The following is a 23,410-nucleotide window of genomic DNA, read 5'->3' on the forward strand; positions in this document are numbered from 1 at the left end:
GCTTAGACCGTTCCCAGTCATCGGGCAGATCCCTCTCCCCCTGACGATGCAAAGGAATGGCACCATGAAGAAGATGAACTTTCTCACCGCCGGCCTGATCGCCGCGATGATGATCCCGGCCGCCGCGCAGGCGCAGACCGGCGAACTCCGCCGCGACCGGCAGGACATCCGTCAGGACCAGCGCGACCTCCGCAACGCGCAGCGTTACGGCGACCACCGCGATGTGCGCGACGCGCGCAAGGACGTGCGCGATTCCAAGCGCGAATATCGTCAGGACGCCCGCGACTGGCGCCGCGACGCGCGCTACCAGAATTATCGCGCGCCGTTCAAATATCAGCAGTTCCGCGTCGGCCAGACGTTGCGCTCGACCTATTATGCGCCGGCCTATCGCCCGACCTGGGACAGCCGCTGGGGCGTGCCGCGTGCGGGCCGCGGGCTGACCTATGTCCGCCACTATAACGACCTGCTGCTCGTCAACGTGCGGACCGGCAAGGTGGTGAAAGTCTATCGCAACGAGTTCCGCTGGCGGTAAGCCCTGACCGAAAATCAAGAGAAAGGCCGGATGGGCGACCGTCCGGCCTTTTCGCGTGCCGGAATGACGCCCCTCAGGCCGGCAGCGCCGAAGGCATGGCGGCAGGCCGCAGCAGCGCCCGGGCGATCGACGATATCCACGGCCGGCTCACCAATATGCGGGCCAATGCCATGGCCGCCGCCGCCAGAGCAATCCCCGCGAACACGTCGACGAAATAATGAGCCCCGTCGACCGGCGTCGCAAGCAGCATCAATCCGGCCCACCCCGCCCCTGTCCAGCCGACAGGCCCGAGGCGCGTAAAACCCCAGATAAAGATCGTACCGAGTGCGGCATGATAGCTGGGAAAGGTGATGATGCCCTGAAGGGTGGCGATATCGATCCGGCGCAGGCTGCCGTCGCGCAGCCCGATGAAATCGGCCTGGTGCAGATAGGCCGCCGCAGGGTGGAGGTTCGGCAGATCGTCGGGGGTAAGACCAAGGTGGACATAATTGCTGATCGCCGGCGTCAGCCCCGAAATCAGTACCGCACAGGCCCCCGACAGGATCGCGGCGCAGATCACGATCCGCATGGCCCGCCATTTGCCAGCAATGGAAAGTGCCAGGACCAGAACCAGCAATTGCGGCACCATGGTCGTATAAGCGTAGCGATAGAGCCCGCCGATCGACGGATGATCGTTCACCCAGCGCACATAGGCCAACCAGTCGAGCCCCAGCCACAGATCCCAGCGCCGAAAGCTTTCGTCCCACAGCGGCCCGCCATGCGCGGCGACCATGTAGCTGAGGACTGCGCCCGCCATGGAAAAGAGAATGATTTGCAGGACGCAGGTGAGGAGCGCCGCGAACGCCGGGCGAACGCGATAGCGTGTGTAGAAAAGATTAGCCGCCCCCAGCATCGCGATCATTGCCGCCGAACTGGCAACCCCGTCCATGGAAAAGGCGAAGGGAGCACGTATCTGGAAGCCGACCACGAGCGCGAAGCAAAGGCCGATAAGCAGCCAGGAGGCGTCATCGAAACCTTGCGATACCGTTTCCTGGGGCGCCGCGTCAGCCATGTTTCGAGCCCATAGCCCGACGCCCATAAAATTTGATTAATGACCGGTGACCATGAACCGCCGCCTGTTCAATCGCTCCGGAATTCAGTCGCCCCAGATATGGTCGGTTTCGATCCAGCCGCGGCGGCCGCCGACGTCGAACCGGCACCAGCCGTTCTTGCAATCGGTGATGCGGCCGACGACGCCCGGCTCGGCGCGATAGGCGACCGCGGCCGAAACATCGGGCTCATCGCGCATCGGGCGAATGCCGCCAGTGACGATCGCGGTGCGCGTCCGGCTGAGCAATCGCGCCGCCATCCAGCCTTGCGTGCCGTCGGGATCCTCGATCTTGCGCCAAGTCTCGAAGCGCGCGATCACCCGCACCGGCAGATCCTTGCGCCGATATTCCCAGAGCACCGGAACGTCGGGCGACGGCCCCTTGCGCATCCGCGCCTCGTCGACGCTGATCGAGGCCCAATAGGGCAGTTCGACATCGGATTGTGCGGCAGCCGGTCCCACGACGGCAAGCAGCGCGGCTGCGGCGAGAATCTGGCGGCTGGTCATGCTTCAGCCTTGTCAAAATCGGCCCGTCATTTCAACCGCTCACCGCAGTCGGAGCAGTGTTCGTCCACAGCCTCTCCGCGCCGCGCCCCCTTGACCCCGCTGCCGCGCCGCGCTCTATCGGCGCCATGCCCGATTCATCCCGTCCGAAACGCCCCCGCGTCATCGTCACCCGCCAGTTGATGCCGCCTGTCGAGGCACGCATGGCCGAGCTTTTCGACGTCGCGCTGTCGGCGTTCGACCGTGCCTTCACGCGCGAGGAGTTGAAGGCCGCGGTCGCCGATTGCGACGTGCTGGTGCCGACGGTGACCGACGAGATCGACGCCGAAATCCTGGCCGCGGCGGGCGAGCGGCTGAAGCTGATCGCCAATTTCGGCGCCGGGGTCGATCATATCGACCTGTCCGCCGCGCGCGCGAAGGGGATCATGGTCGCGAACACGCCGGGGGTCTTCACCGAGGACACCGCCGACATGACGATGGCGCTGATCCTGTCGGTCCCGCGCCGCCTTGCCGAGGGCGAGAAATTGATGCGGTCGGGCAAATGGGAAGGCTGGGCGCCAAGCACGATGCTGGGCCACCGCGTCGGGGGCAAGCTGCTCGGCATCATCGGCATGGGGCGCATCGGGCTTGCGGTGGCGCAGCGCGCGCGTGCGTTCGGACTGTCGATCCATTACCACAACCGTCGCCGCCTTCCACAAGCGATCGAGGAGGAACTGGGCGCGAGCTATCATGCGAGCATCGACACGCTGCTCCGCATCAGCGACGTGGTGACGATCCATTGCCCGCACACCAGCGAGACGCACGAAATGGTCAATGCCGCGCGCATCGCGGCGATGAAGCCCACCGCTTACCTCATCAACACCGCGCGCGGCGAGATCATCGACGAAAAGGCGCTGATCGCGGCGCTCAAGAGCCGCCGCATCGCGGGCGCCGGGCTCGACGTCTATGCGCAGGAGCCGGTAGTCGATCCCGACCTGCTCGCGCTCGACAACGCCGTGCTGCTTCCGCACCTCGCCTCGGCGACGATCGAGGGGCGCGAAGCGTCGGGCGAGAAGGTCATCGCGAACATCCGCGCCTGGTGCGACGGGCACAGGCCGCCGGATCAGGTGCTGGAGGGGTGGGTCTGAATCGCTAACATTGCGCTCGGCCGCTCTGGATTGCTTCGTCGCTGCGCTCCTCGCAATGACGAAGCTTCATGAGGCACCGTCATTGCGAGCGAAGCGAAGCAATCCAGAGTGTCACTCACTGCCGTCGAGAATATCGGGCCACAAATCGCGCCAGAGCGGATTTTCCGCCTCGATCAGCGCCAGCTTCCTGGCGCGGCTGCCCGCCTTGATCTGTTTTTCTCGTGCAATCGCCGCTTCCATGGTCGCGTGCATTTCGTACCGGACGAGCATCTTGCAATCATGGCGCGTGGAGAACCCGCCCAGCCCTTCTCTATGCTGCCACACGCGCTGGACCAGATTCGAGGTCATGCCGGTATATAGCGTCCCGTTGCGCCGGCTCGCCATGATATAGACCGCGGGCTGGCGTTCGCGCATGACCCTTTCCCCAATAAGCCTCGTCATTGCGAGCGCAGCGAAGCAATCCAGAGCGGTTTACGCTACTCTGGATTGCTTCGCTGCGCTCGCAATGACGCGGTGTATTTAATCCCCCGTCAATATCCGGTCGACGAGTTGCTTCACCGTCGGGGTGAAGTTGTTCGAATAGAAGGGATCGGTCTTAAAGTTGAACGCGGCGTGGCCCGCGAACATCAGATTCTGTTCGACATCGCCGCCGTGCGCGATGTCCTGCAGTGTCTTCTGGATGCAGAAGCTGCGCGGGTCGGCAAGGTAGCCGGTGGTGTAATCGTCATGGTCCTTCCACGACGAGAAACCACAGTGCGACAGGCAGCCCATACAATCGGCCTGGTCCTTGCGGATCGTGCCCTTGTCGGTCTCGGTGACGAAGACGACGGTGTTGTCGGGGGTCTTGAGCGCTTCGGTATAGCCTTCGGCCACCCAGTCGCGCGCGCGGTCGCGGTCGTGCGGGGTGACCCAGAAATTCTTGCCCTTCACCCCGACGTCGAGCTGGACGACGTGATCGCCCGCTTCCTGCTTCGAATAGGGAATCTGGCGCTCCGAGCGCGCTTCGAGGTCGCGCAGGAACGGATTGCGCACCGCGCTGGAATAGAAGCCCGTAGGCGAAAAGCGGTGGAGCAGCACGTCGCCCTCGTCGAGCGTGCGCAGACGGTCCTTCCATCCCTGCGGGATCGGGCTTTCCTCGGTCAGCAGCGGGCGCGTGCCATATTGGAAGACGATCTGGCCGAGTTCGGGATTGTCGATCCAATGCTCCCAGTCGCGCAGGTACCAGACGCCGCCCGCCATCACGATCGGCACATCGTCCGAAATCCCCTCGGCGCGCATCGTGTCGCGCAGCGCCTTGACGCGCGGATAGGGATCCTCGGGCTTCAGCGGGTCTTCGGCGTTCGACAGGCCGTTGTGCCCGCCCGCGAGCCAGGGGTCCTCATAGACCACCGCCGCCATCAGGTCGGCGACCTTGTGATAGGCGCGCTTCCACAGCGCGCGGAAGGCGCGCGCCGACGAGATGATCGGCAGATAGTTCACATTGTGCCGCGCCGCGATCTCGCTGAGCTTGTAGGGCATTCCCGCGCCGCAGGTGACGCCGGTGACGAGCCCGCGCGTCTTTTCGAGCACGCCTTCGAGTACCTGCTGCGCGCCGCCCATTTCCCACAGGACGTTGATGTTGATCGCGCCCTTGCCGCTCGCGATGTCATAGGCGCGCCGCACCTGCTCGACCGCGCCGTCGATGGCATATTGGACCAGTTCCTCGTGGCGTTCCTTGCGAGTCAGCGCGCGATAGATTTGCGGAATGATCTTGCCGTCGGCGTCATAGCTGTCGGCGTTGACCGCCGACACGGTGCCGATCCCGCCCGCGGCGGCCCAGGCGCCGCTCGACATATGGTTGGTTGCCGAGACGCCCTTACCCCCCTCGACCAGCGGCCATACTTCACGCCCCCCGTAAAGAATGGGCTTCAAACCTTTGAACACTATAAACCTCTTTCTCTCCACCGCGACGCACCCACGCCGCAGCCCCCATATGCCGTTTCCGTAAGCGGAAAACGGCAACTTTTGTCAATCGACGCCGATCCAGCGACCGCTGAACAGGCCATATCCGTCAAGCGCGCGAGCATAGAGCTTTTCATAGGCGCCGACCATCCTTGATTCGTCGAAGCGTTCGGCCGCGACACCGCGGTTTTCCCGCCCGACCCGCGCGCGAAGCGCCGCATCCGCCGTCATCCTTGCCAACGCCGCGCGGAACGCCTGCTCGCCTGTGGCGATGTACGGCCGGTTCGCCTCCGCAACCATCGCCGCGACATCGCCGACATCGGAGCTGACGACGGGAAGCCCCGCCGCCATCGCCTCGATCACCGCGATCGGCGCCTGTTCGCTGCGCGACGACAGCGCGAGCAGGTCGAAATGCCCGATCCAGCGCGCGGGTTCGGCCATGAAGCCCGGCATCACCAGCCGGTCGGCCAACCCGCAGGCGGCCGCTTCGGCGGCGATCGCGCCCCGTTCCGGCCCCTCGCCGACGATCACGAGCCGGACGGTCGACGGCAGCGCCGCCACCGCGCGCGCCAGCCGCGGCAGGTCCTTGACCCTGCGCAGCCCCGCGACGGTGCCGATCACCACCTCGCCGTCGCGGCGCTCTAAGCCCGGAATCGGGATCGACGGTCCGGCGGCATAAGCGGCGACGTCGATGCCGTTGCGGATCAGCCGGGCGCGCGATCCCGCGTGCCATTCGTCGGTCGCGATCCGCTGAAGCAGCGTCGACGGCACGACGACCGCCGCCGCGGTGCGCAGCCCGACGCGCCGGAAAAGATTGCGTTTCCAATTGCGCCGGACGCTTTCATCCTCGTTGAAGCCATCCTCGTGATGGATCAGTTCGGGCATATTGCGCGCGCCGCGCGAGCGCAGGAGGCGGCGCGCCATCACCCCGTCCATCGCGCCCCAATTATAGCTCAGCACCAGCTCGAAATTCCGCATGTAGCGCGCCAGGTCGCGGTATCGTCCCAGCGACGGCTTGCCATATAACGGCGGGGCATCCTGCGGGAAATCGACGACGATATCGGGGTCGATCGCATCGCGCGCGCCGAGCGCTTCGGGCACTGCCGACAGGATCGTGTGATGCGCGCGCGCGCGCATCAGGTTCATCAGTCGCACCGCGCGCGCTTCCTTGCCGCCGAGCGAAAAGCTCGAATGAAGGTGCAGGATACGGACCGGCCGGTCGCGTTCGAGCGGCTGCGCGTTGCTCACGCCGCCGGAAGCTCGGCGATCCACGCGTCGATCGCGGCGCGGGCTTCGGCCTCGTCCATCGTCGGCGCATGGCCGACCCCCGACACCTCGACGAGCCGCGCGTGCGGCAGTTCCTTCGCCATCTTCTTCGCTGCGGCGACCGAGAGGATGTCGGAAAATTGTCCGCGCAGGACCAGCACCGGTGCGTCGCCGAACGCGCGATAGGCGGGCCACAGGTCGACTCCGGCATCGCCGCCGTTCGGCACGCGCAGCGGCGCCGCGATCTGCTTGTCGTAATCGGCGACGATCCGCCCCTCGGGGGTCAGCCGGTGGGTGCGCTTGGTGAAGCGCAGCCAGTCGTGGATGCTGTAATCCGGATAGACCGCCGCATTGAGTTCCGCCACCGCGCGCGCCGCGTGAACCCAGGTCGGCTGGCTGCCGCCGGTGCCGATATAGTCGCGGATGCGCTCGAGCCCCGCCTGCTCAAGCTCGGGCCCGACATCGTTGAGCAGCGCGCCGGTGACGCACCCCGGCTGCGTCGCCGCGAGCAGCATCGAGACGAGCCCGCCAAGCGAGGTGCCGACGGTGACGCAGCGTCCGATCGCCAGCTCGTCAAGCAGCGCGACGACGTCCTGCACATAGGTCAGCGGAACATAGGTCATCGGATCCTTGGCAAAGGCGCTTTCGCCGCGGCCGCGGAATTCGATGACGATCACGCGCCGCTGCGACACCATATGCGGCGCCAGCGCCTCGAAATCGCGGGCGTTGCGGGCGAGGCCGGGCAGGCACAGGATCGGCGGCGCCGCGGCCGCCGTTTCGGGCCCCGGATAGATGCGCGCGTGCAGCCGGACGCCGTCGTGCGACCACCAATAATGGTCGTCCCATTCGCGCCCGCTATCCTGTCTGACCGTAATCGACCGTCCCCTTGGCTCCGTGTCCGCCCCGTCTATCGCCAACCGGCGCGGGGGCGCAAGCCATCGCGCTCGATCATCGCCTCCGCCCTTCCGTTCCCATCCGAACCCAAACGGATCAAGATGTTGCCAGCCAGCCGGTTGCCGCCACCCGCTTTCGCCGATAAGAGGCGCAGGACCATGAGCGAAGAGCTGCTTTCCTTTGAACCCGCGACCGGAAACGAGCTGTGGCGCGGCGCGGTCAGCGACGTCGACCGGGAGATCGAAATCGCGCGGCGCGGCTGGCCCGAATGGGCGGCAAAGGCCCTCACCTTCCGCTCCGAAACGCTTCGCCGCTTCGCCGACCGGGTCAAGGCCGAGGCCGATACGCTCGCCGACCTGATCGCGCGCGAGACGGGCAAGCCGCTGTGGGAAGCACGCACCGAAGTCGAATCGGTCGCGAACAAGGTCGACATCTCGATCAAGGCCTATGCCGAGCGCACCCCCAACCGCCGGATCGAGGGCGCGATGGGACTGCGGAGCGCGGTGCGCCACAAGCCGCACGGCACGCTCGCGGTGCTCGGTCCCTATAATTTCCCGGCGCACCTGCCGAACGGCCATATCGTCCCCGCGCTGCTCGCGGGCAATTCGGTACTATTCAAGCCCTCCGAAAAGACCCCCGCAACCGGCGCCAGGCTCATCGAGCTGTTCCACAGCGCGGGGGTGCCGCAGGAGGTGCTGCGCCTCGTCATCGGCGGCCCCGACATCGGCAAGGCGCTCGCGGGCCATGCCGGGCTCGACGGCCTGCTGTTCACGGGCTCGGCGCGCACCGGCATCGCGATCAACCGCCAGTTCGCGAGCCAGCCGGGCAAGATCGTCGCGCTCGAAATGGGCGGCAACAACCCGATCGTCGTCTGGGACACCGCCGACATCGCCACCGCCGCGATCCTGGTGGTCCAGTCGGCTTTCCTCAGCGCCGGGCAGCGGTGCAGCAACGCGCGCCGCCTGATCGTCAAGGACAGCCTGGCCGACCGGCTGCTCGATGAGGTGAAGACGCTCGCCAACCGGCTGATCGTCGACCATCCGCACGCCGACCCCGCGCCCTATATGGGGCCGGTGATCGACAATGAGGCCGCCGACGGGCTGACCGAAAGCTTCCTCGTGCTGATGTCGAACGGCGGCCAGGTGATCCGCCACATGACGCGCCCGGTCGCCGGCCGGCCCTTCCTGACCCCCGGCATCATCGACGTCACCGCGATGCCCGAGCGCCCCGATATCGAGTTGTTCGGCCCGCTGCTCCAGGTCGTCCGCGTCGACAGCTTCGAGGCCGCGATCGCCGAGGCGAACAACACCGCCTTCGGCCTCTCCGCATCGCTGATCGGCGGCACCCCGCAGCTTTACGACCAGTTCTGGGCCAATGCCCGCGCCGGGGTGATCAACTGGAACCGCCCGACCAACGGCGCCTCCTCCGCCGCCCCCTTCGGCGGCATCGGCCTGTCAGGCAATCACCGCCCGAGCGCCTTCTACGCCGCCGACTATTGCGCCTATCCGGTCGCGAGCAGCGAAAGCGACGCGATGCGCGCCTCGATCGGCGTCGGTTTGCGCGATCCCGAAGGGTCGCAGTTGGTGCGAAAAAACTTTCTCTGATCTCGGCAAATTTTGCTTCATCGCCGTCAATAAAGCCTGTTTTGCCATTCGGGCCGCGCGGCAGCATCTACCCTGCATGGCAAAGACTCTCCCTCCCGCGGGCAAGCTGTGGCTCGTCGGCGCCGGGCCCGGCGACCCCGACCTGCTGACGCTGCGCGCCGCGCGGCTCATCGCAAACGCCGATCTGATCGTCCATGACGGGCTCGTCGGCGACGGCGTGCTCGCGCTGATCCCGGCGCATGTCGAGCGGATCAGCGTCGCCAAGCAGCGCAGCCGCCACACGATGAAGCAGGGGCTCATCAACGAACTGATCGTCCGCGAGGCGCGCACCGGCAAGCAAGTCGTGCGGCTGAAGGGCGGCGATCCCTTCATCTTCGGGCGCGGCGGCGAGGAACTCGACGCGGCGCGCGCTGCGGGGGTCGACTGCGAGGTCGTCCCCGGCATCACCGCCGCCGCGGGCTGCGCCGCGCAGGCGGGCCTTCCCCTCACCCACCGCGAGGATGCGAGCGCGGTGAGCTTCGTCGCGGGCCAGTGCAAGGATCTGAGCGATCAGGACTGGTCGGGACTCGCGGGGCACGGCCGCACGCTCGTCATCTACATGGGCCTCGCGACCGCCTCCGCCATTGCCGACAAGCTGATCGCCGACGGCGTCTCGCCCGGCCTGCCCGTCGCGGTGGTCGAGCGCGGCACCAGCGCCGACGCGCGCGTGCTGCGTACTTTGCTCACCGACCTCGGCGATCTCGTCGCGCGCGAGCGGGTGGCCAGCCCCGCGCTGATCATCGTCGGCAAGGTCGCGGCGCGCGCCGATGCGCTCGACTGCCTCGGCGCCCCCGGAATTTCGACTGCTCTGAAGGACATCTCATGCGAATCTTAACCGGCAACGACCTGAAAACAGGCGCCGTCATCTGGTGGACCGGCCGCGGCTGGTCGATCCATGTCGAGGACGCCGCCGACGTCGGCGAGCATGGCGAGGCGATCCTCACCGCCGAGGACGGCGCACGCCGCGTCAACGGCGGTTATATCATCAACGCCGACGAAACGCCGAAGGGCCCGCGCCCGGCGCACATCAAGGACCGCATCCGCGCGCTCGGCCCGACCGTGCGCCCCGACCTTTCCCTGAAACCCGCCGACCCCGCGTCCGGCGAATGGGTGATCTGACATGTATAAATATGACCAGTACGACCAAGCGATGGTCGATGCCCGCGTCGAGGATTTCCGCGACCAGGTCCGCCGCCGCATCGCCGGCGACATGAACGACGACCAGTTCAAGCCGCTGCGGCTCAAGAACGGCCTCTATCTTCAGCTTCACGCCTATATGCTGCGCGTCGCCATTCCCTATGGCACGCTCGATTCGCGCCAGCTTCGCAAGCTCGCCGAGATCGCGCGCAAATATGATCGCGGCTACGGCCATTTCACGACGCGGCAGAATCTCCAATATCACTGGATCAAGCTGGAGGAGGCACCCGACATCCTCGCCGAGCTGGCGACGGTCGAGATGCACGCGATCCAGACCAGCGGCGAGAGCATCCGCAACATCTCCGCCGACCAATATGCGGGCGCCGCCGCCGACGAGATCTGCGACCCGCGTCCCTGGGCCGAGTTGCTGCGGCAGGCGACGAGCTTTCACCCCGAATTCAGCTATTTGCCGCGCAAGTTCAAGATCTGCGTCATCTCGTCGCCCGCCGACCGCGCGGCGCTGCGCTGGCACGACTGCGCACTGCGCATCGTGCGCAACGAAGCGGGCGAGGAAGGCTTTGAGGTCTATGCCGGCGGCGGCATGGGGCGCACCCCCTTCATCGCCTACAAGATTCGCGACTTCTGCCCGGCGGCGCAGATCTTCTCGTACATCCAGGCGATCCTGCGTGTATGGAACCTCCATGCGCGGCGCGACAATATCCACAAGCAGCGGATGAAAATCCTCGTCCACGATCTGGGCGAAGAAGAATTCCGCCGCCAGGTCGAGGAAGCGTTCCAACATTTCCTGACCCTCGGCACCGATTTCCCGCAGGCCGAATATGACCGCATCGCGGCCTATTTCACCCCGCCGCCGTTCGAGACGGGCCTGTCCGAGGAGATCGACCGGTCGGACCCCGACTTCGCCCTGTGGGTCGATCAGCAGGTCATCGCGCATAAGGCGCCGGGCTATGCGATCGCCAACATCAGCCTGAAGCCGATCGGCGGCATCGGAGGCGACGTCACCGCCGAACAGATGGAGGTCGTCGCCGACCTTGCCGAGCGCTACAGCTTCGACGACGTCCGTGTGACCCACGCGCAGAACCTCGTCCTGCCGCATGTCCGCAAGGTCGACCTCTACGCGGTATGGGAAGCGCTGCGCGAGGCGAAGCTCGCCGACGCGAACCTCGACCTCGTCACCGACGTCATCGCCTGCCCCGGTCTCGATTATTGCACCCTCGCCAATGCGCGCTCGATCCCGGTCGCACAGAAGATTCAGCAGCGTTTCGCGGACATGGACCGTCAGCGCGACCTCGGCGAGCTCAAGATCAAGATTTCGGGGTGCATCAACGCCTGCGGCCACCACCATGCCGGGCACATCGGCATCCTCGGCGTCGACCGCAAGGGGACCGAGAATTACCAACTCCTGCTCGGCGGTTCGGGCGCGGAGGATACGACGCAGGCCAAGATCACCGGCCCCGGCTTCGACGAGGACGGCGTCGTCGACGCGGTCGAGCGCGCGGTCGAATGTTATCGCACGCTCCGCGATCCCGGCGAGCGCTTTCTCGACACCTATCGCCGCGTCGGCTTCGACGCCTTCAAGGAGGCTATTTATGGCTGATGCGCTGCGTTTCCGGAACGACGACCCGATCGAGGAGCCCGCGGTCTCGCTCGACGCCTTTCTCGAACAGGATAGCGCCAGCGCCGTCCGCATCGAGGCGGGCGACGATCCGCGCCAGCTGATCCCGCACCTCGCCCGCGTCAAGCTGGTCGAGATCGGCATCCCGCGCTTTCGCGACGGCCGCTGTTTCACGTCGGCGCGCATTCTGCGCGAGGCGGGCTATGAGGGTGAACTGCGCGCCGAGGGCGATGTGCTCGTCGACCTCGTCTTCTTCATGCGCCGCTGCGGCTTCGACAGCTTCGCGCCGCAGGCGGGGCTGAACCGCGCCGACGTCGACGCATCGCTCAGCCGCTATGCGAACGTGTATCAGCACGCCGCCGACGGCGCCGTGCCGATCTGGAAGCTGAGGCATGGCTGAGGTGAAGGCCCTGCCCGAAGACCGCACCCGCGACCGGATCGACGTGGCGCCACGCTTCACGCAGGCCGACGTCATCCGCCTCAACAATCTGTTCCGCGGCCAGGATGCGGCGGAAGCGGTCGCGAGCGTGATCGGCGCGGGGCTGCTCGGCGACACCGCGATCGTGTCGAGCTTCGGCGCCGAGAGCGCGGTGCTGCTGCACCTCGTGACGCGCGCCGCCCCCGATATGCCGGTGCTGTTCCTCGACACCGGCAAGCATTTTCCCGAAACGCTCGCCTATCGCGACGAACTGGCAGCGAAGCTCGGGCTCAATCTGGTCACTGTCACGCCCGATCCGGACGAACTCGCGGCGAAGGATGCGACCGAGCTGCGCTGGTCCTACGACCCCGACGGCTGCTGCGAGATTCGCAAGGTCAAGCCGCTCGAAAAGGCGCTGACCGATTTCGACACGTCGATCACCGGCCGCAAGGGTTTCCAGGCGTCGACCCGCACCGGCCTGCCGCGCTTCGAGCTCGACGGCGGCACCGGACGCCTGAAGTTCAACCCGCTCGCCAACTGGACGCGCGAAGACCTCGACGCCTATTTCGCGGCGCACGACCTGCCACGCCACCCGCTCGAGGCCGAGGGCTATCCCTCGATCGGCTGCTCGCCCTGCACCTCGAAGGTCAAGCCCGGCGAAGATCCCCGCGCGGGCCGCTGGCGCGGCTGGGACAAGACCGAATGCGGTATCCACACCGCGGTGACGCCGATCGACGACGATCCGGCGAACGATCCGGCGTTCTGACTACTCGTCGCCCCAGCTTTCGCTGGGGCGACGTTATTTATTCATAATCCGCATAGGCCTGGCTCTCGTCGGCGAGATCGCTGAACTTCGTCGTCTTCGCCTCGAAGTGCAGGCGCACCTTGCCGGTCGAGCCGTGACGCGATTTGGCGACGATGACTTCGGCCAAGCCGAAGACGCGCTCCATCTCGGCCGCCCATTCCTCGTGCGCGGCGTGAATCTTGACGTCGTCGCCCTCGACCGGGCGCTTGGGCTCGCGCGCCGCGACATAATAATCCTCACGGAACACGAAGAGCACCATGTCGGCGTCCTGCTCGATCGAGCCCGATTCGCGCAGGTCGGAAAGCTGCGGCCGCTTGTCCTCGCGGCTTTCGACCTGACGACTGAGCTGCGAGAGCGCCATGACCGGAACATTAAGTTCCTTCGCCAATGTCTTCAATCCACGCGAGATTTCGGAAATTTCCTGCACGCGATTATCGCCGCTCCGCGACGAGCCCTGAAGAAGCTGGAGATAATCGACGATGATGAAGCCGATGCCGTGGCGCCGCTGCAACCGCCGCGCGCGGGTGCGCAGGCCCGCGATCGTCAGCCCCGGCGTGTCGTCGATGAACAGGGGCAGCGTCTGGAGCGCCTGCGCGGCGCGGCTCAATTGCTGGAACTGCTCCTTGCTGATCTTGCCCATGCGCAGCGCTTCGCCCGATACCCCCGATTGCTCGGCGAGGACACGCGTCGCGAGCTGGTCGGCAGACATTTCGAGGCTGAAGAAGGCAACCTTCGCGCCCATATTCTTTTCGGGCGGGATGCCGTCTTCTTCGTCGCGGCGGAAACGCTCGGCGGCATTATAGGCGATGTTGGTCGCGAGCGAGGTCTTGCCCATGCCCGGACGGCCCGCGAGGATCATCAAGTCGCTGTTATGCATGCCGCCGATCTTGGCGTTCATGCTGCCGATGCCGGTGGTGATCCCCGACAGGTGCCCGCCCGAATTGAGCGCGCGCTCGGCCGCCTGCAGCGCGGTGAGGCTCGCGGCGTTGAAGCTCTTGACCGTCCCCATTTCGGCCTCGCCGCCCGCAACGCGGTAGAGCGCGGTTTCGGCTTCCTCGATCTGCGCCTGCGGATCGACGCTTTCGCTCGTGTCGAGCGCGCTATCGACAAGGGTGCGGCCGACGCCGACGAGTTCGCGCAGCAGCGCGAGGTCGAAAATCTGCCGCGCGAAATCGCGCGCGCCGATCAGCCCGGCGCCGCTGCCGGTGAGCTGCGCGAGATAGCCGACCCCGCCGACCGCCTTCATCGCCTCGTCGGCTTCGAAGAAAGGCTTGAGCGTCACCGGGGTCGCGATGCTGTTGCGCTCGATCAGCGCCATCGTCTGCTGAAAGATGCGGCCGTGGAGCGGCTCGAAGAAGTGATCGGGGGTCAGCGCGACGGGCAGATCCTCGACGACTCGATTGTCGATCAGGATCGCGCCGAGAAACGCGGCCTCAGCCTCGATATTACGGGGCAATTGGCGGTCTTCCCCGGTTGCGGCCGGGGTGGGAAAGAGGGCGAGTTCGGGCATGGGGCGGTATCATGCGCCGCCGCTTGAGCCTGCGCAACGGATGATCGTGCATTCTGCATTATTGCTGTGGGCGGTCTGTGCATAAGTCTAAAAAAACCCGTTCGTGTCGAGCGAAGTCGAGACACCCCTCGGGGTGGGGCAAGCTCGATGGGTGTCTCGACTTCGCTCGACACGAACGGACTAAGAGGATGGTGACATCCGCCCCCCTTGCCCTTCGCGGCGCGGCAGGTAGAAGCACGGACAGCATGTCCGACGCCGCCCCCTCCCAACAGCGCATCATCTCGATCGACCTCGACGAGGGCTCGATCATCTGGCGCAACCCCGACGTCGAGCAGGAACGGCGCGTCGCGATTTTCGATATCCTCGAGGAAAACCGCTTCGTTCCGCAGCGCGGCCACCCCGACGGCTATGCCGGTCCCTATCGGCTGCGGCTGCGCGTCGAGGACGGCCGGCTGATCTTCGAGCTCAGCCGCGAGGATCATTCGCCGCTGGAGGCGATCATCCTCGGCCTCGGCCGTTTCCGCCGCCCGATCCGCGATTATTTCGCGATCTGCGACTCTTATTATCAGGCCATCAAGACCGCGACCGCGCAGCAGATCGAGACCGTCGATATGGCGCGGCGCGGGCTGCACAACGAAGCGGCCGAGATGCTGATGGACCGGCTCGACGGCAAGATCGCGGTCGATTTCGACACCGCTCGGCGATTGTTCACGCTGATCTGCGTCCTCCACATCAAGGGCTGACGATGGCGACGGGGGCACGCAGCAGAGGCAAGGCAGCCACGCCGCCCCGCGATTGGCGCAGCGCGGCGGTGCGCGTCCTCCGCCGGATCGGCGGCGCGCTGGTCCTGGTGTTCCTGCTTGCCGGTCTCGCGCTCTGGTGGGCGTCACGCTGGACACCGTCGCGCGAACTCTTCCCGACCCAGGGGGTGACGATCGACGCGAGCAACGGCGAGGTGCGCTGGGGCTCGATCAAGGCCGCGGGCGCCGATTTTGCCTATGTGGTGGCGACGGCAGGCGACAAGGACGTCGATCCGATGTTCCAGCGCAATCTGGCGGGCGCACGCGCGGCGGGGATTCCGGTCGGGGTCATCCATCGCTACAGCCTCTGCGGCCTCGCGACCGACCAGGCCGCGAACTTCATCCGCCACGTGCCCCGCCGCGCCGACATGATGCCGTCGGTCGTCTGGCTCGATTTCGATGACCACTGCCCCGACCGCCCGACGCGCGCGCTGCTGCGCTCTGAACTCGCAACCTTCCTCGCGCAGATCGAAGCGCATATGGGGCAGGAAAGCCTGATCGCGCCCAGCGCGGGGTTCGAAGCCGACTATGGCGTGACGGGGGCGATTTTCCGCACCGCGGCGATGCGCAGCGACTTCTTCGAGCCCGATTATGGCGCGCATCCCTGGACGATGTGGCAGGCGAACCATTATCTTCGAGTGTCGGGCGCCGACGGGACGGTCGGATGGAATGTGCTGCGTCCCAAAGGAGAGATGCGATGAGCGATGGAAAAGCCGCCCTGATCGACGCCGCGCGCGATGCCGCGACGCGCGCCTATGCGCCTTATTCGGGCTTTCATGTCGGCGCCGCGCTTTTGCTCAAAAATGGCGACGTCGTCACCGGAGCCAATGTCGAGAATGCAAGCTATGGGCTCACCCTCTGCGCCGAGACGAGCGCGGTCGCGAAGATCGCGAACGAGGGCTGGATCGGCGAGCTCGCCGAAGTCGCGATCGTCGGCGGGCGTCCCGACGGCGACGCGCTGATCGGCAGCGATCCCGTGCATCCCTGCGGCCGCTGCCGCCAGATATTGAATGAAGCCGCCGAGCGGTCGAAGACCGACATCCTCATCCACTGCGCTTCGGGCGACGGCGGTGCGGTGAAGAGCTATCGGCTCAGCGAACTGCTCCCCGCGTCCTTCGGGCCGAAGGATCTTGGGTTGATCGATTAGGCGGCTGTGCCCCTGCGAAGGCAGGGGCCCATCTCCGAGCCGATCGACATCCTGCCAACGCTTGCCTGGTATCGCAGCGGCGGGTGATGGGCCCCTGCCTTCGCAGGGGCGCGGTTTGAAACATCGGCTTGCGCAAAACACGCGGGCCCGACAAGACAGCCGTATGAGCATTCTTTCCGACAAATGGATTCGCGAAGCCGCCCAGACGCAGGGGATGATCGAGCCATTCGTCGAGGCCCAGCGCCGCGACGGCTGCATCAGCTACGGCCTCTCCTCCTACGGCTATGACGCCCGCGTCGCGCCCGAATTCAAGATTTTCACCAACGTCGACAGCGCGGTCGTGGACCCCAAGGATTTCGCGTCGAACAGCTTCGTCGACCGCGAAACCGACGTCTGCATCATCCCGCCGAACAGCTTCGCGCTCGCGCGCACGGTCGAATATTTCCGCATTCCGCGCGACGTGCTCGTCATCTGCCTCGGCAAGTCGACCTATGCGCGCTGCGGCATCATCGTCAACGTCACCCCCCTCGAACCGGGCTGGGAAGGCCATGTGACGCTCGAGTTTTCGAACACCACCCCCCTGCCCGCGAAAATCTATGCCAATGAAGGCGCGTGCCAGTTCCTGTTCCTGCAGGGCAACGAGCCATGCGAGACGAGCTACGCCGACCGCGCGGGCAAATATATGGGGCAGAAGGGCGTCACGCTGCCCAAGCTGTAAATCCGCGGAACCGCCGCGCCCTCTCGCGCGTCCTTTCCGCACAAGCGGACGGGGCGCATGTTGGAGGATGCCCTATGTCCATGATCGCCGTCTTCATCGGCCGCCTGTTCATCGCGCTGATCTTTATCGTGTCGGGGATCAACAAGCTGATCCACGTCACCGATACCAATGCGATGATCTCCGCCGCCGGCCTGCCCGGCTGGCTGGCCGTTCCTACCGGATTATTCGAGCTGGTCGCGGGCGTCTGCATCGCGCTCGGCATCTATGCGCGGGCTTTCTCGCTGCTGCTCGCGGGCTTCGTGCTGCTGACGATCCTCTTCTTCCACCGCGACTTCACCGATCCCATGCAGGCGATGGCCGCGATGAAGAATCTGGCGATCGCGGGTGGTCTGCTCTGCCTCTTCGGCTATGGGCACACGCGTTGGAGCTATGACGCGCTCCGCCGCAGGCGCCGCGACGAGATCGAGGCACACAATGCCGAACTCCGCGCCGCGCGCGCCGAAGGTCAGGCCGAAGCCGCGGGCGCGCCGGTCGTCGTCAAGCGCCCCTGGTGGCGCTTCTGACGCTTCGCGCTTGGCATCGCAGCCCGCCTGCGCTAGCCTTCACTTAACGTTTACGTAAAGGGAGGGTTTTCCATGGCATCCCGCGATCTCGACATCATCGTCTATGGCGCGACGGGCTTTACCGGCCGCCTCGTCGCCGAATATCTCGCGCACCACTACAAGAGCCGCAAGGACGCCCCAAAATGGGCGATGGCGGGGCGCAGCCTCGCCAAGCTCGCCGAGGTGCGCGACCTGATCGGCGCCGACGAAGAAACCCCGCTGATCGTCGCCGACGCGAGCGATCCCGCGAGCCTCGACGCGATGGCCGCCCGCACGAAGGTCGTGCTCACCACCGTTGGCCCGTATCAGCTTTACGGCGACGCGCTCGTCGCCGCCTGCGTCCGGGCCGGCACCGCCTATGCCGACCTCTGCGGCGAGCCCGGCTGGATGCGCGAGATGATCGACGCGCATCAGGACGCGGCGAAGGCCTCGGGCGCGCGGATCACCTTTTCCTGCGGCTTCGATTCGATCCCGTTCGATCTCGGCGTGCTGTTCCTGCAGGCCGAGGCGGTGAAGCGCCATGGCAAGCCCGCGCCGCGCGTCAAGGGCCGCGTCCGCAAGATGGCCGGCGGCGCCTCGGGCGGCACGATCGCCAGCCTGACCGAAACGCTGAAAGCGGTGGCGAAGAAGCCGTCGCTTGCGCTGCTGCTCAAATCGAGCTTCGCGCTGACGCCGGGCTTCGAGGGGCCGTCGCAGCCGACGGGTCTGATCCCCGAATATGACGGCGCGACCGGCACCTGGACCGCGCCCTTCGTGATGGCGCCGATCAACACCAAGAATATCCACCGCACCAATTATCTACTCGGACATCGGTGGGGCGCGGATCTCGTCTATGATGAGATGGTGATGACGACGATCGGCGACGCAGGCAAGGCGATGGCCGAAGCGATGGCGAAGGCGAACCCCTTCGGCGACGCCAAGCTGCAACCCGGCGAGGGGCCGAGCAAGGAAGAGCGCGAGAACGGCTTCTACGACATCCTGTTCGTCGGCGAATATCCGGACGGCACGACGATCCGCGCCAGCGTTCAGGGCGACCGCGACCCGGGCTATGGCTCGACGTCGAAGATGCTCGCGGAGACCGGCATGGCGCTTCTCGAAAACAAGGGTGACGGCGGCGTCTGGACACCCGGCGCGCTGCTCGGGCAGGCGCTGATCGACCGGCTGACCGCGAATGCGGGGCTGACCTTCCAGATCGAAGAATAGGAAAGCGATGACGACCTCTCCCAGCGCACTCGATGCGCTGCTCTCCACCTTGCGCGTCGACGGCGATGCCGCGACCGCGCATATCGGCGAAGGCTGGATGCAGGGCCGCACCGCCTATGGCGGGATCAGTTCGGCGGTCGCGCTCGCCGGAACGATGCTGCTGCATCCGACCGAAACCCCGCTGCGCTATGCCCAGATCAGTTTCGTCGGCCCGGTCGGCGGTGATTGCAGGGTCGAGACGCGCGTGCTGCGCCAGTCGAAATCGAGCCTGTTCGTCGACGCCGGCGTGTCGAGCGAGCAAGGATTCGGCACCGCCGCGGTCTTTGCCTTTTCGGGCGACCGCGCGAGCCATCTCGACCACAACCGTCTGACCATGCCCAACGCGCCCGCCCCGGAGAGCCTGCAACCCGTGCCCGAGCACAAGGTGCGCCCGGCCTTCGCCAGGCATTTCGACATGCGGCCGACCACCGGCCCGCGCTTCGGCTGGAAGCAGGAGAGCGGCGAATATCTGACCTGGGTGCGCTTCACCGAACAGCCCGCGTGCCACCCGGCGGTCGCGCTGCTCGCCCTCGGCGACGCGCTGCCGCCCGCGGCGATGGCGCTGTTCAGCGAATTCGGCCCGATCAGTTCGATGAACTGGACGGTCAACATGCTGAACGGCACGCCCGCGACCGACGACGGCTGGTGGCTGCTGTCGGCGAAGACCGCTTATGCCCGCGGCGGCTTTTCGGTGCAGGACATGATGATCTGGAACCGTGCCGGCGAGCCGGTGCTGAGCGGCAGCCAGGGAATCGCGATCTACGCCTGATAACGACCGGAAGCCGGCCCATCTTGCATCGTCATCCCGGACTTGATCCGGGATCCATTCATCCGGCGCCGAGAGAATGGATCCCGGATCAAGTCCGGGATGACGAGAGACTGAAAGTCGCGCGCAGCATCTCTTATCTTCGTCATTCTCGCGAAAGCGGGAATGACGAAAGTTAGGAAGGGGCAGCTCTCAACCCAACGCCGCCTTACGCTTGGACCGGCAGTTCGATGATCGCGTCGAGTCCGCCTTCCGCCCGCGCCGCGAGGGTCAGCGAACTGCCCTCCCCCTCGGCAATGTCGCGCGCGATCGACAGGCCCAGTCCCGCGCCGCCGGTCGCGCGGTTGCGCGACTGCTCGCCGCGCGCGAAGGGTTCGATCAGCGTAGCGATCTGTTCGGGGGTCAGGCCGGGCCCATCGTCGGACACGACGATCCGCGCCATCCCGCCGTCAACCGCCACCGACAGCCGGGCGCGGATACCATAGGCCAGCGCATTGTCGATCAGGTTGCGCAGCGCACGACGGAGCAGCATCGGGCGCGCCCGCACCATCGCCGGAGCGACGTCGCCCAGGCTCACATCCTTGCCCTGTTCGCAATAATCGCCCGCCAGTTCGCCGAGCAGCGCGCCGAGGTCGATGCGCTCCTGCGCTTCGGTCCCAGCGCCTGAGCGGGCGAGCGCCAAAATGTCGGCGAGCATCGCGGTCATTTCCTCGATCGAAGCGATCATCTTGTCGCGCAATGTCGCATCCTCGACCTGCTCGACGCGCACGCGCAGGCTAGCGAGTGGGGTGCGCAGATCGTGCCCGACCGCGCCGAGCATCCGATCCTTGTCCGACAGCATCGTCGCGATCCGCGCGCGATAGCCGTTGAAGGCGGCGATCAGATCGCGAACGTCCGATGGCCCCTTCTCGGCCAGCGGGATCGCGTCGCGCAGCCCCGGATTGGTCCGCGCGGCGCGGGTCAGCCCGCGTAGCGGCGCGGCGGCACGCCAGGCGATGACCATGATCGGGATCAGCAGCAGCAGATAGAGCGACAGCGTCTGCCAGATCAGAAAGCCCTGAATCCGGTTGCTGCCTGGGCCGATACGCGTGCGCACGGCGAAATAGCGGTCGCCGACTTTAGCGCTGACGAAGACCGGCCGCGGCATGTCGGCGCGCGCCGTGCGTTGGCGCTGCGGCAGCACCCAGGCATCGACCTCCTGAGCGGGGATTTCCGCCTCGTCGAGCAGACCCGCGACATAGGCGGCGAGGTCGGGGAGATGCGCCGCGCCCGGCGGCACGGGGGGCGGCAGGTCCGAGATGACGAGCCGCTGGTTGCGCTCGCGCGCCTCACGCGAATCCTGGGCGCGTGTGTCCTGAGGACGCCGCGTGTCGCCGCGCCGGTCGCGCTCGATCGCATCGATGATCCGCGCCACCGCCATGCCGCCGCCGTGCGCGAAGCTCTGCTGCCGCTGCCCACGCGACAGCAGCACGAAATTGACCGCCTGCGCGATGAACAGCATCACCGCGACCGCGAAGACAAGCTGGCCGACAAGGCTGCGGGGCCACAGGCGCAGGGTCACGCCGCCGGGCCCATCCGCCGGACCTCGCAGGCGAGCGTATAGCCCCCGCCCCACACGGTCTTGACGAGTTGCGGGTGCGCGGGATCGACCTCGATCTTCTTGCGCAGGCGGCTGACCAGATTGTCGATCGCACGGTCGAAGATGTCAGCCTCGCGCCCGCGCACGAGGTCGAGCAGCCGGTCGCGGCTCATCACCTGGCGCGGATGGCGGACGAGCGCATGGAGCAGATGATATTCGCCCGACGACAGCGCGACCTCCGCACCCGCCTCGTCGACGAGCACGCGCTCGACCTCGCGCAGCACCCAGGGGCCGAAGGCATAGCTCGTCCCGCCGGGGTCGAGCGCGCGGCCGTTCGCCTGCGTCCGGCGCAGCACGGTGCGGATTCGCGCGACCAGTTCGCGCGGGTTGAAGGGTTTGACGACATAATCGTCGGCGCCGATCTCCAGCCCGATGATGCGTTCGGTGTCCTCGGCGCGCGCGGTGAGCAGGATGACGGGGATGCTGCTCGTCTCGCGCAGGTGGCGGGTGAGCGACAGCCCGTCCTCGCCCGGCATCATGATGTCGCTGACCACCAGATCGACGCTCTGCGCACGCAACACCGACCGCGCCTCGGCGGCGCTCGCCGCGTCGGACACGGCAAAACCCTGCGCCTCCAGATATTCGGACAGGGGTTCGCGGATCGAGGGTTCGTCGTCGATCAACAGGATGCGCGGCATATCGGTCATGCGTCGTCCATCAAATATAGTTCGCCCACCGGCCCGCGGGAGGCCGGTGGGCGATAGCTGGCAGGGACGGCACGCAAAGGCAATGCCGGGAGGGGGATGGCTGTCCTGCCGCCACCCCTGCCAAATGGCTTATTCGCTGGCGGGAGCGGCCGGGGCGGCGGCGCGCTTGGCGCGCCACTCGGCCGCCTTCGCTTTCCATGCCTCACGCTGCGCAGCGCGTTCCTCGGCGGTCACCTGGCCGTCCTTGTTCGCGTCGGCCGCATCGAAGCGAGCGAGCGCCGCGGTCTCGAACTTGGCCTGGCTGATCGCCTTGTCGCCGTTCGTGTCGGCCTTGCCCATCATCATGCCGCCACGCATGCCATGGCGTCCACCGCGCATCCCGTGATGACCGCGCATGCCGCGCTTGCCTTCGGTCGCACCGGCGTCGGCACGCTTCTCGCCGCGCTTCGCGGCGCGATCGGCGCTGTGCTGGTCCCACTCCGCCTTGCTGATGCTGCCGTCCTTGTTCGCATCGAGCCGCTCGAACATCTTGGTCTGCATCGCGGCGCGGCGCGCGGCGCGGTCGCTCGCGTCGATCTTGCCATCCTTGTTGGCATCCATCTTCGCGAACCGCTCGGCGGCATGGGCCTGCGCCTCGGCGCGGGTCAGCGTGGCGTTGGCATCGCCCTTGGCGCCGCCCGGCGCCGCGAGCACGGGAACGGCGATCAGCGCCGCGCCCAGGGTCAGGAAACTGAGTTTCTTCTTCACGTAACGAACTCCTCATCAGGGGGACGGCGGTGCGTCCCGATGAGACGGTTCTAGGCGCGGTTTGTCCCACGCCCTTGCCGGATGGGCGAAAAATTGTCGCAAATTGTCGCAAAATCGTCGCGCCGTTCATGGAGCCGCAAGCGGACAACCGCCGGAAACGAGTAAGCCCCGTCGCATCTCTGCGGCGGGGCTTCCCTAGGCTCCATCCGAAGATGCGAGCCAAATCCTACTCATTCTTTCGATCAAGTAGATCAATGAAACGCCTGCCCTGCCCGATGGTTCCCCGCGCGGTGAAAATAGGGCCGGGAAGGACGCCCGGCGGCTCAGGTGATCTTCTTCGCCGCCGCCGCGCCGAGAACGAGGAACAGGACGACCAGCGCCAGGCCGACGAAGAACAGGATTTTCGCGATACCGGCCGCGGCCCCCGCGATGCCGCCAAAACCGAGCACCGCCGCAAGCAACGCGATCACGGCAAAGATCAGAGCCCATTTGAACATCCGAATTCTCCTTGTCCGGCGGACGCACGGGGCAGCATCCCGAACCGGCATATGCCGTTTGGGAGGACGACCCGCTGTCGCGCCTTGTTTTCTATCTATCGAGTG

26 protein-coding genes are annotated in these 23,410 nt (G+C 66.4%); 15 read left to right on the forward strand and 11 right to left on the reverse strand.

The window, feature by feature from the left end; all coding sequences use genetic code 11:
• The first annotated feature begins 64 nt into the window (after positions 1-64).
• Positions 65-532: an RcnB family protein gene (locus ACVENA_RS11415; protein WP_257551029.1), complete on the forward strand. Its 468-nt coding sequence runs from the start codon at positions 65-67 to the stop codon at positions 530-532.
• Positions 533-605: 73 nt separating this feature from the next.
• Here the strand turns inward: ACVENA_RS11415 and ACVENA_RS11420 are convergent, their stop codons facing one another.
• Together ACVENA_RS11420 and ACVENA_RS11425 are read right to left on the reverse strand one after the other, a co-directional pair.
• Positions 606-1,583, reverse strand: a complete 978-nt coding sequence (locus tag ACVENA_RS11420) for a phosphatase PAP2 family protein (RefSeq protein WP_449325489.1) — start codon at positions 1,581-1,583, stop codon at positions 606-608.
• An 84-nt stretch (positions 1,584-1,667) separates the two neighbouring features.
• Positions 1,668-2,126 (reverse strand): SH3 domain-containing protein, encoded by a 459-nt coding sequence (locus ACVENA_RS11425; RefSeq protein WP_449325490.1) that lies wholly within the window; start codon positions 2,124-2,126, stop codon positions 1,668-1,670.
• Between the two features lie 125 nt (positions 2,127-2,251).
• Between ACVENA_RS11425 and ACVENA_RS11430 the strand changes: the two genes are divergently transcribed.
• Entirely contained in the window at positions 2,252-3,250 is a 999-nt protein-coding gene (locus ACVENA_RS11430; RefSeq protein ID WP_449325491.1) for a 2-hydroxyacid dehydrogenase, read from the forward strand.
• A gap of 111 nt (positions 3,251-3,361) precedes the next feature.
• Here ACVENA_RS11430 and ACVENA_RS11435 read toward each other — a convergent pair whose 3' ends face one another.
• The 4 genes from ACVENA_RS11435 to ACVENA_RS11450 form a co-directional block, all read right to left on the reverse strand.
• A complete protein-coding gene (locus ACVENA_RS11435; protein WP_449325492.1) occupies positions 3,362-3,664 on the reverse strand; it encodes a GIY-YIG nuclease family protein in 303 nt (100 codons plus the stop codon).
• A 105-nt stretch (positions 3,665-3,769) separates the two neighbouring features.
• The gene (locus ACVENA_RS11440) at positions 3,770-5,173 is read right to left on the reverse strand and encodes an NAD(P)H-dependent flavin oxidoreductase (RefSeq protein ID WP_449325493.1); all 1,404 of its coding nucleotides are present in this window, start codon (positions 5,171-5,173) and stop codon (positions 3,770-3,772) included.
• 84 nt (positions 5,174-5,257) lie between these two features.
• Entirely contained in the window at positions 5,258-6,439 is a 1,182-nt protein-coding gene (locus ACVENA_RS11445) for a glycosyltransferase family 4 protein (protein WP_449325494.1), read from the reverse strand.
• Positions 6,436-7,332: an alpha/beta fold hydrolase gene (locus tag ACVENA_RS11450; protein WP_449328933.1), complete on the reverse strand. Its 897-nt coding sequence runs from the start codon at positions 7,330-7,332 to the stop codon at positions 6,436-6,438. Before ACVENA_RS11450 ends, ACVENA_RS11445 begins: the two co-directional genes overlap by 4 nt.
• 177 nt (positions 7,333-7,509) lie before the next feature.
• Here ACVENA_RS11450 and astD point away from each other — a divergent pair, with 177 nt between their 5' ends.
• The 6 genes from astD to ACVENA_RS11480 all read left to right on the forward strand — a co-directional run bounded on the left by astD (position 7,510) and on the right by ACVENA_RS11480 (position 12,951).
• Positions 7,510-8,955, forward strand: coding sequence for a succinylglutamate-semialdehyde dehydrogenase (gene astD / locus ACVENA_RS11455; RefSeq protein ID WP_449325495.1), 1,446 nt, complete (start codon positions 7,510-7,512; stop codon positions 8,953-8,955).
• 76 nt (positions 8,956-9,031) lie between these two features.
• Positions 9,032-9,829 (forward strand): uroporphyrinogen-III C-methyltransferase, encoded by a 798-nt coding sequence (cobA, locus tag ACVENA_RS11460; RefSeq protein WP_449325496.1) that lies wholly within the window; start codon positions 9,032-9,034, stop codon positions 9,827-9,829.
• On the forward strand, positions 9,817-10,113 hold the full coding sequence (locus ACVENA_RS11465) for a DUF2849 domain-containing protein (RefSeq protein WP_449325497.1): 297 nt from the start codon (positions 9,817-9,819) through the stop codon (positions 10,111-10,113). Before cobA ends, ACVENA_RS11465 begins: the two co-directional genes overlap by 13 nt.
• A 1-nt stretch (position 10,114) precedes the next feature.
• Positions 10,115-11,749, forward strand: a complete 1,635-nt coding sequence (locus tag ACVENA_RS11470) for a nitrite/sulfite reductase (protein ID WP_257551054.1) — start codon at positions 10,115-10,117, stop codon at positions 11,747-11,749.
• Positions 11,742-12,167: a DUF934 domain-containing protein gene (locus ACVENA_RS11475; protein WP_257551056.1), complete on the forward strand. Its 426-nt coding sequence runs from the start codon at positions 11,742-11,744 to the stop codon at positions 12,165-12,167. Before ACVENA_RS11470 ends, ACVENA_RS11475 begins: the two co-directional genes overlap by 8 nt.
• A complete protein-coding gene (locus ACVENA_RS11480; RefSeq protein WP_257551059.1) occupies positions 12,160-12,951 on the forward strand; it encodes a phosphoadenylyl-sulfate reductase in 792 nt (263 codons plus the stop codon). Before ACVENA_RS11475 ends, ACVENA_RS11480 begins: the two co-directional genes overlap by 8 nt.
• A gap of 37 nt (positions 12,952-12,988) precedes the next feature.
• Here ACVENA_RS11480 and ACVENA_RS11485 read toward each other — a convergent pair whose 3' ends face one another.
• Positions 12,989-14,500: a replicative DNA helicase gene (locus ACVENA_RS11485; protein WP_257551061.1), complete on the reverse strand. Its 1,512-nt coding sequence runs from the start codon at positions 14,498-14,500 to the stop codon at positions 12,989-12,991.
• 245 nt (positions 14,501-14,745) lie between these two features.
• Here ACVENA_RS11485 and ACVENA_RS11490 point away from each other — a divergent pair, with 245 nt between their 5' ends.
• The 7 genes from ACVENA_RS11490 to ACVENA_RS11520 all read left to right on the forward strand — a co-directional run bounded on the left by ACVENA_RS11490 (position 14,746) and on the right by ACVENA_RS11520 (position 19,778).
• Positions 14,746-15,243, forward strand: coding sequence for a UPF0262 family protein (locus ACVENA_RS11490; protein WP_257551063.1), 498 nt, complete (start codon positions 14,746-14,748; stop codon positions 15,241-15,243).
• A gap of 2 nt (positions 15,244-15,245) precedes the next feature.
• On the forward strand, positions 15,246-16,001 hold the full coding sequence (locus ACVENA_RS11495; RefSeq protein ID WP_257551067.1) for a glycoside hydrolase family 25 protein: 756 nt from the start codon (positions 15,246-15,248) through the stop codon (positions 15,999-16,001).
• Positions 15,998-16,447: a cytidine deaminase gene (locus tag ACVENA_RS11500; RefSeq protein ID WP_257551069.1), complete on the forward strand. Its 450-nt coding sequence runs from the start codon at positions 15,998-16,000 to the stop codon at positions 16,445-16,447. The genes ACVENA_RS11495 and ACVENA_RS11500 overlap by 4 nt, the downstream gene beginning before the upstream one ends.
• A gap of 163 nt (positions 16,448-16,610) precedes the next feature.
• Positions 16,611-17,165: a dCTP deaminase gene (dcd, locus tag ACVENA_RS11505; RefSeq protein WP_257551071.1), complete on the forward strand. Its 555-nt coding sequence runs from the start codon at positions 16,611-16,613 to the stop codon at positions 17,163-17,165.
• A gap of 74 nt (positions 17,166-17,239) precedes the next feature.
• A complete protein-coding gene (locus ACVENA_RS11510) occupies positions 17,240-17,728 on the forward strand; it encodes a DoxX family protein (RefSeq protein WP_257551074.1) in 489 nt (162 codons plus the stop codon).
• A 72-nt stretch (positions 17,729-17,800) separates the two neighbouring features.
• Positions 17,801-18,970, forward strand: a complete 1,170-nt coding sequence (locus ACVENA_RS11515; protein WP_257551076.1) for a saccharopine dehydrogenase family protein — start codon at positions 17,801-17,803, stop codon at positions 18,968-18,970.
• 7 nt (positions 18,971-18,977) lie between these two features.
• Positions 18,978-19,778 (forward strand): acyl-CoA thioesterase, encoded by an 801-nt coding sequence (locus ACVENA_RS11520; RefSeq protein ID WP_257551078.1) that lies wholly within the window; start codon positions 18,978-18,980, stop codon positions 19,776-19,778.
• A gap of 205 nt (positions 19,779-19,983) precedes the next feature.
• On the opposite strand, the gene ACVENA_RS11525 is transcribed toward ACVENA_RS11520, so the two are convergent.
• The 4 genes from ACVENA_RS11525 to ACVENA_RS11540 all read right to left on the reverse strand — a co-directional run bounded on the left by ACVENA_RS11525 (position 19,984) and on the right by ACVENA_RS11540 (position 23,305).
• On the reverse strand, positions 19,984-21,336 hold the full coding sequence (locus ACVENA_RS11525; protein WP_449325498.1) for an ATP-binding protein: 1,353 nt from the start codon (positions 21,334-21,336) through the stop codon (positions 19,984-19,986).
• Complete coding sequence (locus ACVENA_RS11530) at positions 21,333-22,061, reverse strand: response regulator (protein WP_257551096.1); 729 nt, start codon at positions 22,059-22,061, stop codon at positions 21,333-21,335. Before ACVENA_RS11530 ends, ACVENA_RS11525 begins: the two co-directional genes overlap by 4 nt.
• A 129-nt stretch (positions 22,062-22,190) precedes the next feature.
• Positions 22,191-22,808, reverse strand: coding sequence for an EF-hand domain-containing protein (locus tag ACVENA_RS11535; protein ID WP_449325499.1), 618 nt, complete (start codon positions 22,806-22,808; stop codon positions 22,191-22,193).
• Positions 22,809-23,131: 323 nt separating this feature from the next.
• Positions 23,132-23,305, reverse strand: a complete 174-nt coding sequence (locus ACVENA_RS11540) for a DUF1328 family protein (protein ID WP_257551100.1) — start codon at positions 23,303-23,305, stop codon at positions 23,132-23,134.
• Positions 23,306-23,410: the final 105 nt, after the last annotated feature.

The organism is Sphingopyxis sp. 550A (genome assembly GCF_053569535.1).